At 43.5% G+C, this 12,634-nt stretch carries 9 protein-coding genes and 1 other RNA gene; 5 read left to right on the top strand and 5 right to left on the bottom strand.

The genetic code is table 11. The features are described from left to right. The first annotated feature begins 23 nt into the window (after positions 1 to 23). On the top strand, positions 24 to 1,007 hold the full coding sequence (locus tag ACMCM8_RS06605; RefSeq protein ID WP_412726679.1) for an AraC family transcriptional regulator: 984 nt from the start codon (positions 24 to 26) through the stop codon (positions 1,005 to 1,007). A gap of 473 nt (positions 1,008 to 1,480) precedes the next feature. Next, positions 1,481 to 4,177, top strand: coding sequence for a cation-translocating P-type ATPase (locus ACMCM8_RS06610; RefSeq protein ID WP_412726681.1), 2,697 nt, complete (start codon positions 1,481 to 1,483; stop codon positions 4,175 to 4,177). A gap of 274 nt (positions 4,178 to 4,451) precedes the next feature. Here the strand turns inward: ACMCM8_RS06610 and dgt are convergent, their stop codons facing one another. Both dgt and ssrA read right to left on the bottom strand, forming a co-directional pair. Further along, entirely contained in the window at positions 4,452 to 5,942 is a 1,491-nt protein-coding gene (dgt, locus tag ACMCM8_RS06615; RefSeq protein WP_412726683.1) for a dGTPase, read from the bottom strand. A 430-nt stretch (positions 5,943 to 6,372) separates the two neighbouring features. Beyond that, positions 6,373 to 6,730, bottom strand: a transfer-messenger RNA (tmRNA) gene (gene ssrA / locus ACMCM8_RS06620). 371 nt (positions 6,731 to 7,101) lie between these two features. Here ssrA and ACMCM8_RS06625 point away from each other — a divergent pair. Beyond that, positions 7,102 to 8,340, top strand: a complete 1,239-nt coding sequence (locus ACMCM8_RS06625) for an NADH:flavin oxidoreductase/NADH oxidase family protein (RefSeq protein ID WP_412726685.1) — start codon at positions 7,102 to 7,104, stop codon at positions 8,338 to 8,340. A gap of 18 nt (positions 8,341 to 8,358) precedes the next feature. On the opposite strand, the gene smpB is transcribed toward ACMCM8_RS06625, so the two are convergent. After that, positions 8,359 to 8,838: an SsrA-binding protein SmpB gene (gene smpB / locus ACMCM8_RS06630; RefSeq protein WP_412726687.1), complete on the bottom strand. Its 480-nt coding sequence runs from the start codon at positions 8,836 to 8,838 to the stop codon at positions 8,359 to 8,361. Between the two features lie 244 nt (positions 8,839 to 9,082). Between smpB and ACMCM8_RS06635 the strand changes: the two genes are divergently transcribed. Continuing rightward, positions 9,083 to 9,514, top strand: coding sequence for a type II toxin-antitoxin system RatA family toxin (locus ACMCM8_RS06635; protein ID WP_412726689.1), 432 nt, complete (start codon positions 9,083 to 9,085; stop codon positions 9,512 to 9,514). Beyond that, entirely contained in the window at positions 9,511 to 9,867 is a 357-nt protein-coding gene (locus ACMCM8_RS06640) for an RnfH family protein (RefSeq protein ID WP_412726691.1), read from the top strand. The genes ACMCM8_RS06635 and ACMCM8_RS06640 overlap by 4 nt, the downstream gene beginning before the upstream one ends. A gap of 88 nt (positions 9,868 to 9,955) precedes the next feature. On the opposite strand, the gene ACMCM8_RS06645 is transcribed toward ACMCM8_RS06640, so the two are convergent. Together ACMCM8_RS06645 and ACMCM8_RS06650 are read right to left on the bottom strand one after the other, a co-directional pair. Next, positions 9,956 to 10,435 (bottom strand): MarR family winged helix-turn-helix transcriptional regulator, encoded by a 480-nt coding sequence (locus ACMCM8_RS06645; RefSeq protein ID WP_412726693.1) that lies wholly within the window; start codon positions 10,433 to 10,435, stop codon positions 9,956 to 9,958. Between the two features lie 30 nt (positions 10,436 to 10,465). Beyond that, a complete protein-coding gene (locus tag ACMCM8_RS06650; RefSeq protein WP_412727636.1) occupies positions 10,466 to 12,433 on the bottom strand; it encodes a BCCT family transporter in 1,968 nt (655 codons plus the stop codon). Between the last annotated feature and the right edge of the window lie 201 nt (positions 12,434 to 12,634).

Genomic DNA, 12,634 nt, shown 5'->3' on the forward strand with positions numbered 1-12,634 from the left:
TTAGGTGGGAAAATTCGTAGATTATGACGGCCAGTGTTACGCAAAGCTTTACTCAGGCAATACTTAACCAATTAGCACAATTGGCTATTCCGATAGAAGACAAGTTGTTAGCCAGTATTCAACAACATAAAGGTGAAGAGCGTTTACCTTTATTGTTGCAAGATAAACTGTGGCTTGAAGTGGAACGCCATGGCGACAAGGGCATAGGTTTGCACATTGGCTTAGCCATGTTGCCGCAAAACTTCGACACTATGGGCTTTTTACTGTTAAGTAGCCCTTCGTTAAGTGTGGCAGTAGACAGCCTTATTCAGTACTCGCCGCTAATAGGTGAAGGCGGGGTGTTTGACAAATCCCGTGATAAGCACGGGTGGAGTGTACGCTACGAACCTATGTTTACTGCCGCAGTCGATGTGCGCATAGAGGCCATTATGGCGGGTATTGCGACGGGAGCCCGGTGGGTAGCAGGCAAAAATATCACGCCCGTTGCGGTATATTTTAAACACGAACAACAAGCGCCAAAGGAATTGTATAGCCAGGTGTTTGGCGAAGCGAAGGTGAGCTTTAATCAGACTCAAAATGCCATTGTGTACGACGATGCTGACTGGCACTTTAAACAACGAGAAGTAAACCCCGCTATTCAAGCGCAAATGTTAGAGCTGGCAAATCAGCAACTTAATCAACTGACTCACCATTCTTTTTCAGAAAAAGTCGAGGCGTTACTCATCAACCAACCATGGCTAACCCGTAGCCAAATTGCCGCCAGCTTTGCAGTGAGCGAAAGAACCTTACTGCGTAGGCTACAAGAGACGGATACTAACTACCACACAATGGCGCAGACCATTCGCAAGCAACACGCTCTGAATCAAATACAAAAGCCTGAAGTAACCCAGGCAAGTTTAGCGCAATATCTGGGATATAACGATGAAAGTGCTTTTGCCAAAGCATTCAAGCGGTGGACGGGGGTTGGGTTTAGAGCATATCGCGAGAAATTATTTCCAACTAAATAAATTTTTGTATTGACCGCGTTGAGGCGCTAAGTGCACTAAAAGGTGTGATAGCAATACCGACTCCATCACATTGCAATATCAATAGCGATAACAACATTGCCCACAAAAACAATGCATAAAATCACATTACCCTCAACGAAACGGTAGTCGACTTGTACTACTTTTTAAAGTCAGCCCAAGATTGATTTAACGCAAACTTGTGACAAAAAGACAATCGACAATAGTTTACTATCTCACCAAGATCCCGTTTAAATAGTAATAGTGCAATTTTTCAGGCGTATATTCACTGTGCATGCCTGCCTGGTTGTTGCTGAACACTAAAAGTGAATCTACTGGATATATAGGTCAGGTGCAGTTTACGCACATGTTCTTACAGCAAATTTTTGCGCGTTAGGATTGTTAGTCAATAAAGTGATTAAAGGTTGCTGTTAATCAATGCTACATACCATCTTGGAAAAGAATTGGAGTCAAAAGTGAGTATAGAGGGCGAGGCGAGTTGGTACGCAAAGACCGTTTCTGAAGTGCTTAACACTTTGGACACATCGGTAGATGGCTTAACTGAGGAAGAAGTACAGCGTCGACTTGCCAAATTTGGACAGAACGCCATAAAGGAGTCTCCTCCTGCTAGTCTACTTATTCGTTTTGTTAACCAGTTTAAAAACTTATTGGTTATGGTGCTTATTTTTGCCGCCTTACTGACGGCCATATTACAACATTGGCTGGATGCCATTGTTATCGCTTCTGTGGTGATCATTAACGCGATTATTGGCATTGTTCAAGAAGGTAAAGCAGAAAAGGCGCTAGCATCAATACGTCATCTGCTAGCAATACAAGCGTCTGTCATACGTAATCACAAGCGATTGAGTGTGAAAGGCGAGTTTCTCGTACCGGGTGATATTGTTATTTTAGAGCCTGGCGACAAGGTACCGGCTGATCTACGTCTAATCAAATCCCATAGTTTGCATATTCAAGAAAGTATTCTCACGGGCGAATCAGTTCCCGTTGCCAAAAATATTGCTGAGCTGGATAGGGACGCTTCAATTGTAGATAGAACCTGCATGGCGTTCAGTGGCACCACGGTCACAAGCGGGCAGGGCTTAGGTATTGTGGTTGCCACAGGCGTTTCTACCGAAATTGGTAAAATAGGCGGCTTACTGTCAAATATCGAAAAGCTGACTACGCCCCTAATCCTTAAAATGAATGTCCTTGCGAAGTGGATAACAGTTTTAATACTTTCATTGGCTGTTGCGTTACTGTTTATCGGTCATTATTTGCTTGATAGCCCTTTTGTCGATGTGTTTATGGCTGTAGTTGGCTTATCTGTTGCCGCTATCCCAGAAGGTTTACCCGCTGTACTCACTATTACATTAGCCGTTGGGGTTCAAGCCATGGCTAAACGCAATGCGGTTATTCGCGTGTTACCTGCCATAGAAACCCTAGGCGCAGTATCAGTCATATGTTCTGATAAAACAGGTACATTAACACGCAATGAAATGCTGGTCAGGCGAGTGCAAACGGCGGGCAATGTATATGAAGTAACAGGTGAAGGGTATCAGCCGTATGGCGAAGTGCACTGCGACAACGCATCATCACAAAACACATTAGCGCAGTTAAACGACTTAGCCCTTGTGTGCAATTTGTGCAACGATGCAGAGATATTCGAAAACAAAGGTGTTTGGTCGCATCATGGCGACCCCATGGAAGCGGCACTGTTGAGTTTTTCGTCCAAAATTCTAGGTGATAAATACTCCGCCACACGACAACAATGGGAACGTACAGGTGTGGTGCCATTTGATGCAACTAACCAGTATATGGCAACCCTTAACGTTAATGCAGGTGAAGACGCCCGCCTTTTTGTTAAAGGTGCACCTGAAAAACTGATAGCGTTTTGCAATACCGAAAGAGTAGGCGAGCACAATGTGCCCATCAACAGCCAGTATTGGTCTGAAAAAGCTGAAAGTATGGCGGCAGAGGGACTAAGAGTGTTGGCAATTGCCACGCGGGATATGCCTGTTCATCAGCCAACAATTGAAGCGGGCGATGTAAAAGGTCAGCTTTGTTTACTGGGCTTAGTGGGGCTGATGGACCCGCCTCGTAGCGGTGTGAAAGAAGCGATTAATCAATGTCAAAGCGCAAACATTCAAGTCAAGATGATCACCGGTGATCACGCAATTACAGCGCAGGCTATAGGCCGTCAATTGGGACTGATGAATGTTGACACTGTACTTACCGGTGAGCAAATAGATGCTTTGGATGACGACGCGTTACAAGCGTGTGTGAAACATACCGATATATTTGCCAGAACTGCTCCACAACACAAACTACGACTGGTGATGGCATTACAGGCATTAGGTTTAGTCGTCATAATGACAGGCGATGGTGTAAATGATGCGCCGTCTTTGAAGCGCGCTGATGCAGGTGTTGCCATGGGGCTTAAAGGCTGCGAAGCCGCAAAAGACGCTGCCGATGTGGTATTAGCAGACGACAATTTTGCCTCAATAGTTGCTGCAGTAGAACAGGGGAGAACGGTTTATAGCAACATAAAGAAAGTGGTGAGCTGGACACTACCAACGAATGCTGGTGAAGCGCTCACCATCATTGTGGCATTAATGGCAGGCATGTCATATCCAATCACACCCGTGCAAATATTATGGATAAACATGATTACAGCCATTTCTCTTGGCATTGCTTTGGCCTTTGAGCCGCCTGATAAAGATATTATGAAGCAATGCCCGCGACCGCGAAACCAGCCTTTCATACAGCCTGAACTAATGTGGCAGATAACCCTTGTGGGGCTGCTTTTTTTTCTGGCTGTGTTCAGTGTGTACCATTTCGTAATTTCACAAGGATCTTCCGTAGAGTTAGCGCGCACGCAAGCAATGAACATGCTTGTTGGGTTAGAAATAGCGTATTTGTTCTTTATACGACACGCACATAGCCGCGCCTTTACTTTTCATAAGATGCCGCCCAATAAAGCCATCTGGATAGCCGTGGTATTGGTGATTGTTGCCCAGTCTGCAATTTGCTATACACCCGTGTTTCAAACAATTTTCGGCACTGCGTCGCCGTCATGGGAAGATGTGCTTATTGTGATTACCACAAGTGTAGTGATGTACGTTGTGCTGCAAGGCGAAAGAATGCTAAGGCGAGCTGTGCAACGGTTTATTTAAGATTAGAAAGTGTGAGAATAGAGCTAGTAGTGAATAGGATATTTAATCATACGCTGTTGTACTCTTTATGGTTGCCCGCGTTTAATATTATTTCTATATACTTTGAATCAAGTCTTCAATCGTACTTGTTTTGCGAAAAGAGGGAAGGAGTCAGGTTCTTCAACTACTACAAACTCACTGACTCCAATAATAACTTCTTCCTTTATGATACTACTTTGTCGAGGATAAATTTCAAACTTGCACTGAATTAACTCAATGACATCTATTGCTTTATTTAGTCCTGAACATGTAGAGCTTTGAATTCATCGTATGCGAATTGATCTGTCATACCACTTACGAAATCTTGAATTAACCTACACCGGCAGTATTTTTCCCAAGTCACTGGAGAGTTTTTCGCTTCTTCTATTGGGTTTTCTAAGGCGGTTTTATATGCCCTAACATGTTTATTTGGAAGTTTATTAATTAATCGTTGCTCAAATGGGAGTTTCTTTTGATAGTCGACATCTCCATTTACAAGACCAATAAACTCTTCTTTTGAAATTGATAGTATCGGAAGGTAATAATTAAGGAGTCCATTAATTATACGGTATCCGCGAAGTTCTTGCATTTCAACTTCTTGGTGACTGAAAACATTTTCCCTAGCAACTTTTTTGAAGGCTTTAGATACATAATGAGGTGCGCTGTTATCCTCTAATAGTGGCTCGTTAAATGTGCCTGCAAGAATGGCTTCTATGTTTTCTACAAATCTTCTAGCTGCATGGCCCACTAAAATGTGCTGCAATTGAACCCTTAAGGAAATAAAAAACTGGTGGTTTTTGTCGACAGGCTCTCGAGTGTATGCGTCAGAAGCATCATTAAGCAGCTTTTTGAAGCTTATTGTTTTTCCAAAAATTTCCAGGGTTTCTTCATCGACATTTTGTTCCATACTTTCATAAGCTTTCGGCAAAAGCTCCAATAGTTCTCCTACGGAGAGAATATTTTTTTCAACTGAATCCTCAATATCGGCAAAGCAATAGGAAATATCATCTGCTGCTTCCATTATATAACTAGTGAAATGACGAGTTTCTGGAACCATTTTCAGGGCTCTGTACATTTCTTGAACTTGGTCTTTTTCGGAAAGATAAAATCCAGGCTTTTTCATAAGATAGGATTTAGTTTCTGGAATTTTACTTTCATCCAAATACGCTGGACGCGTATATTTGGTTAATGATGCTAGTTGGCTGTATGTTAAATTTAAATTGAGCAATGAAGTGACGATTCTTATCCCTTGTGCGTTCCCTTCAAAATGCGCTAAGTCAGTTTCAGCATTAAAATGTAATAAAGGCTCTTCCAGCCCCATTTTCTTGGGAAAAATTTCTTTTAAATTCTTTTTAAACCAATCCGAAATTGCCTTTTCTCCAAAATGGCCAAAGGGGGGATTTCCAATGTCGTGCATTAGGCAGGACATTTCAACAATGCTCTCAATTGCTCGGAACCAGTCTCTCGTGTCACCGTCGATATCATAAGGAGATTTTCCTAGACGATATTCAATTTGCTGAACAATATGCCTACCTACTTGTTGGACTTCGAGAGAATGGGTAAGCCGACTTCTTACAGCGGCATTTCTTTCTAATGGAAATACTTGAGTCTTTTGTTGCAATCGGCGAACAGCAGCTGAGTTAATTATTCTACCCCTGTCACTTTCTAATGCACCTTGTAAGTTTTGGCTTGGTGTTCCGCGCTTCCGTTGAGTATTAATTAAGTTTGAAAAGTCAATTTTGCTCATTATTCATCCATGTTAATTAAGTAATAAATACTAATGATTGCAACGAATTACGAATATTTGTTTATAAGAAATGCTCTCATGGTATTAGTTAATATACTAAAGAGCGGGACTGTGATTGTTCAGTGACATAAATGTAAAACTTAATTCGTCTAGCTTGAGTAAAAATTTATTGCCAAAGCCACGGCTTTATCCCAAAAAAACAAATATATGTTTGAAGGATAGTATCTGACTGGAAAGGAATTCTTTTCATTCTAACAGGGAAAGTTAGCTTTATAATATATAAGCTAATTCGGAGATGGACTTATTGTTTTTTGATAGAACTCAATGCCGGTTTATAATATGTCTTCAGACTTACCGATTTAGGATTCTATGTAACCTTCTGATTTTAGATAATAAAAAAGACGTCCTAGGACGTCTTAGTATTTGGAATTGGTGGAGCTGGCGGGATTTGAACCCGCGTCCAGAAAATGTCTACCTTTGGTACTACATGCTTAGTTTGTCTTTTCTTTAACTATTTTGGACCCCGACAAACAGGGTTCCTAATAGCTGTCCTGATACTATTTCGCGGTTCAACCTCAGGAGAGTTTCCCTCGCTAGTTTGCTTATATGACCTTCCGAGCCCACGCTAGCAAACAAAGCTGTGGTGGAAGGGCCTATGCCGGTTATTAAGCGGCTAGTGCGTAAGTTTCGTCGTTTGCGACTATTTAAATGCGGCTTTTTAAAGAGGCAAACCGCACCTCTGCATGCACCTCCGGCTTCCTAGATCCTGTCGAATCCTAATCAGCCCCGAGTGTGATTTTCAATAATACCACAAATGTACTACTGATAAACGCTTTCTTTTAAAATTACTATAAATTTTAAGGGTTTGCCCATAAAATGCACAGTAATTCAAACGGCTAGCTTTTACCGTTGTTGCTATAAGTACCTACCCACTAAACACAAGTAAAGGCATTTACTTATCTATTAACTTAGTAACTAAATGTAGTCTGATAAAGCGTTTTTCAAGTGTTCGTTGTTGAAATTAATTATTTATTATTGAAATTAAAACGATTTTTTCTCTATATAGGCATTAAGTTTTGGTGAAAAAGGCGAATGTGATGATGCAATTGCGGTCAATAACCATTAAAGTACGCCCATGAGAAAAGGGCTTGTTGTGTAAATGTCTTCAGATTCTGTGTTGTATTCCCCCTATACCTTGCCATGTGGCGTCACCGTACGTAATCGTTTGGTGAAAGCTGCAATGGAAGAAAATATGTCAAGCAAGGGTAATTTGCCTGGCGAATCGCTGTACTCACTATACCGTTACTGGGCGCACGGTAATTTAGGTATGGTCATCACCGGCAATGTTATGGTCGACAAAGGGGCGATGACAGGGCCAGGTGGCGTGGCACTTGAAAAAACGACCGAGTTAGCGCCGTTTCAGAAGTGGGCCAAAATCATCAAATCAAATGGCGCCTTAGCCATAATGCAAATTAACCACCCCGGTCGCCAGGTGTTCAAGGCGATGAAGGGGAAAGCCATTGCGCCGTCTGCTGTGCCTCTTGATATGGGTAAACATTCAAAACTGTTTGCTCAACCAAGAGAAATGACCTGCCAAGACATTCACGATGTGTGTAAGCGTTTTGTCGAAACTGCCAAACAGGCGGAACGTGCAGGCTTTGATGGTGTGGAAATTCACGCAGCGCACGGCTATTTACTCACTCAGTTTTTATCTCCTTTGACCAATCAACGGCAGGACGAGTGGGGTGGCTCCATTATTAACCGCGCCCGATTGCTCATTAACATTGTCAGTCAGGTACGCGCTGTGTGCGCCAAAAACTTCATTGTTATGGTCAAACTCAACTCTGCCGATTTTCAAAAGAACGGGTTTTCTTTCGATGACGCGTGTGAAGTGGTGAATCGCTTAGAAGCATTGGGTGTGGACGTGGTGGAGTTGTCTGGTGGCAGTTATGAAGCACCAGCGATGCAAGGGCAAACCCGTGACAATACCACGTTGGCTCGCGAAGCCTACTTTTTAGAATTTGCCCATGCGTTAGAAAGCAAAACCGATATACCGCTAATGACGACTGGCGGTATAAAACGTGCGGAAGTGGCCCAGCGAGTGATCCAGCAGGGCTGTGCATTAGTTGGCTTGGCCAGTGCATTGGCGATTACGCCCGATTTAGCCAAAAAGTGGCAGCAGGAGTGGACTTATTCTGGCGTTATTCCCCATTGTCATTGGAAAGACAAATCGCTGGCGAGTCTGGCCAATATGGCCATGGTGCGCCGACAACTGCGCCGATTAGGCAATAATCTTACAACGCTTAGAGATCCATCGCCCCTGTGGAGCTTAATTCTTGATATGTTACATCGCAAAAAAATGACTAAGCGCGATGTGGGAAATGCGCAGGTAGGTTAAAGCAAAAACACAGTGTGGTTACACACTGTGTTTCATCATGCGTTCTTTCTGGCGCTGCCAGTCTTTGTCTTTGATAGAATCGCGCTTGTCGTGGGCATGCTTACCTTTGGCTAAGTGAATTTCTAACTTCACCCAACACTTTTTCCAGTACATCGCCGTGGCGACTATGGAGTAACCCTGGCGATCTCTGGCTCCCATTAGACGGTCTATTTCACGTTTGTTGAGCAGCAGTTTTCTGGCTCGTTCGGGCGCTGCGATAACATGGGTTGAAGCTTGGTTCAAAGGGCTAATTCTACAGCCGACTAAATACGCTTCCGCGTTTTGAATAATGACATACGCATCAGTAATGTTCACTTTACCGGCGCGAATACTTTTAATTTCCCACCCTTGAAGTTCAAGTCCGGCTTCGAACTTATCTTCCAAGAAATAATCGTGACGCGCTTTCTTATTTAACGCGATCGTTCCCGTGGTGTTTTTGTTGGCTTTATTTTTTTTCATACTCGCTATTATACTTATTGCGCAGGGCAATGTCTTTATATGTGTTTCACTATTTCCAGTGCGCAGTAGCACGAAATAGCGCACAAACATATCGCTTTGCGAAAGACGGCGCTAAAACATCGCCACTGAAATTCTTTTGTCCACTTACCCTTGATATATGGGCGAATTTGCCAAAACCGAATACAAGCGGTGTAAATTTTCTGTGGTACAATGATACGCAGTTGCAATTGTTTTAGTGGATTAAATGCCGAGTATATACAGAACCGCACTGGTTGCGCATAGTGCACAGGCCATGTTTGATTTAGTCAACGACGTCGCATCTTATCCAGAGTTTTTACCTGGTTGTAGCGACAGCAAAATATTAGATAAGTCAGCGCAAAGTATGAAAGCGTCGTTATTGGTGGCCAAGGCGGGTATTAAGCAATGGTTTACCACGCATAATGCGCTGGAGCCGGGCAAAAGCATTCAGATGCAATTGGTGGATGGCCCGTTTCGTTCACTTACAGGCGGTTGGACGTTTTCACCGCTCGCTGAAGATGCCTGCAAAATAGAGCTCAACTTAGAATTTGAGTTCAGCAACAAGTTAGCTGAAATGGCCTTTGGAAAGGTGTTTAATAGCTTGGCAGGCAGTATGGTGGCTGCGTTTACCGAGCGCGCCAAGGCTGTTTACGCATGAGTGAGCAGACCATTCGTGTTGAAGTGGCCTATGCGTTGCCTACACAACAAGTGATCGTAGAAGTAAATGTGCCTCATAATGCGACGGTAGAAGAGGCGATAATTGCTTCAAAAATTGTCGAGCAGTTTCCCTGTATCGATTTAAAAGCGACAAAAGTCGGTATTTGGAGTCGGGTGGTTAAGCTTCGGGATCTGCTAAGCGATGGTGATCGCATCGAAATTTATCGTCCCTTAATTGCCGACCCTAAAGAGATTAGAAAGCGCCGAGCCGAAAAAGCCAAAGAAGAGGGGCGAGCAGATAAAGTCACTGGTGGTAAGGTTAATCCGCTTAAGGCGAAAGTAGATAAAGAGTAAGTTGACAAGGTAAGTGCGTTGGGCAAGCACAAGTAACCGTCGCAAAACGAAAGGCTGTTATAACACAGCCTTTTTTGTTGAGATGCAGTTATACCGTCTTGTCGGTAATGCTGCCCAGTTCTAAAAAGGGTGACGCATCTATATCTTCTGCGTCCATCATACTGGCAATACGCTGCACAGTGGCAACCATCTGGCTTTGTTCCCACTCTTTTAGTTGAGAAAAACGCTCTACAAAGTGCTCCTGCAGCGGGCGAGGGGCATCTACCACCGCTTCTTTACCACGTTCAGTCAAAAACACGCCTACTTTACGCTTGTCTTGTGTGCTTCGAATACGGGTAGCTAAGTCACGGGACTCTAGTCTGTCGAGAATATTGGTGATGGTAGCTGGGCTTAAGTTTATGTTCTCAGCAATTTCACGCACCATTATGCCGGGGCGCTCTTCGATGTTTTGCATTACCAGCAATTGAGGGCCGGTTAAGCCTACATCTTTATTAAGCTGCTTGCTGCGCAGGTCTACGGCGCGTATCACACGCCGCAGTGCCACTAATAATTCTTCTTCTTTTCGCATAATACTTCCAACAAATGCATAGCTTACCAGCTATTTAAGCAAATGAATAAAATGTTGGTGTTTGTGGTAATGGTCTATTACGTCGTTAATAACAGAAATCTTAGACCATCCCATAATATCGTAGTTTTGGCCACCTTCACTAAGGTGAACTTCGGCGCGATAGTACGTGGCCTTTTTGTTTTCGTCCAGTGTTGGTATGTCACTAGGACCAAATTCCGGTTGTTCAGTGGGTGACGGATAAACGGCATACACAAAGTCTGGATCATTACCCATGTGCACCGTTAATAGCAATGCTTCCTCACTATCATCAATACTGATATCAAATTGTTGAGCGCGAAACGCTTCGCCCACTTCCGTCAACGCGGGCTTAACCACCTTATTAAGGTAGCGTCTAACGGCGGTTTCATCTGGAAAGGTTACTATATTTTCAAGTCGTTCTTTCCAGTTTTTATCTGAGTCGTTGTGCTGGGGGGAACCAGTAAGTACCTGTAAACTTTCCCGCTTATAAGCTTCTATCCTGAGCGCTTTTAACAGGCCGGAAATAGCAATCAACAATACAATAGCAAACGGTAACGCAGCGGCTATGGTCATGGTTTGAAGGGCGCCTAATCCACCTGCATAAAGTAACACCGAACTTACTACGCCTACGCCTACAGCCCAGTATACCCGTTGCCACAGCGGCGTGTCGTTTTTGCCGTGTGAGCACAGCATGTCAACAACCATAGCGCCAGAATCACATGATGTGACGAAAAATACCACCACCATGAGTACGGCAATAAAGCTTAATACAGAAGAAAACGGAAATTGCTCTAAGAAGACAAACAACGCGACTGATGTGTCTTCGTTCACCATTTGCGCCAACATGTCTTTGCCCTGCACCAATACCTGATCTATAGCAGCATTACCAAATACGGTCATCCAGAACAGGGTGAAAGCAGACGGAATAAGCAATACGCCCAATACAAATTCACGAATAGTACGTCCATATGAAATACGCGCAATAAACAAACCGACAAACGGTGCCCACGCTAACCACCAACCCCAATAAAATATCGTCCAGCCGCCAATCCAGTCGGTTTTTTCATAAGCGAACAAGTTAAAGGTGTTTCGCACTAAATCTGACAGATATGCCCCAGTGTTTTGCATAAAAGCTTGAAGTAAAAATACTGTAGGGCCAAGTGACAGCACAATAAGCAGAAGTAACACAGCTAGGATCATGTTGGTTTCTGACAATCTGCGAATGCCTTTTTCCAATCCGGTGGTAACCGATACCACTGCCAGTGCCACTACACCTGCCATAATGGCAATTTGCATACCTGTATTCGATGGCAAGCCAAACAAATAGTTAAATCCGGCATTAACCTGAGACGCGCCAAAACCCAGAGAGGTGGATACACCAAAAACCGTAGAGGTCACAGCGAATATGTCAACGATGTGTCCAGGCCAACCATAAATTTTATCGCCAATCAGCGGGTATAACGCAGAGCGCAAGGTTAACGGTAAATTTTGACGGTATGCGAAATAACCGAGAATAAGGGCAACGACTGCATAAATGGCCCATGCGTGGATACCCCAGTGGAAAAAGGTGGTTTTCATGGCTTCGCGTACTGCATCAATACTTTCGGCTTGTGCCGTAGGTGGGGCTAGAAAATGCATAAGGGGTTCTGCAACGCCGAAAAACATCAAGCCTATGCCCATGCCAGCGGCAAATAACATACTTAGCCAGGTACCAAAACTGAATTCCGGTGTGGCGTGATCTGGGCCTAATTTTATTTCACCATAGCGAGAGATACCGAGAAATATCACAAACAAAACAATAGCTGCCACCGTAAATACATAAAACCAACTGCCGTTTGTGACTATGGCGTCCTGCAATTTCCGGAAGACTGCGTCGGCCGTATCAGGTGCGCCAGCGGCAAATAGAAGTAAACACATTATCAACGCAGAGGAAGTATAAAAAACAGGTTTGTTTAAAGGCGATGTTGAGTCGTTGTTAATCACGTAGTAAATACCCTTTCACTTGCTTGATTAACGGTTCATACGCGTAAACAGCCAGGATGGTGCAAGTATCAGTGTAATCTTTAGCGAGGCAGACACAACCTGTCGGGTTGCTTTACAAATTGTTACTGTTTGGTTTTTGTAATAACCTAAACATTTGATTAATAAAGATATATATTATTGGCATGAAGGGTGCTTAAA

The sequence above is a fragment of the Alteromonas sp. D210916BOD_24 genome (assembly GCF_047159385.1).
Classification (GTDB): Bacteria; Pseudomonadota; Gammaproteobacteria; order Enterobacterales; family Alteromonadaceae; genus Alteromonas.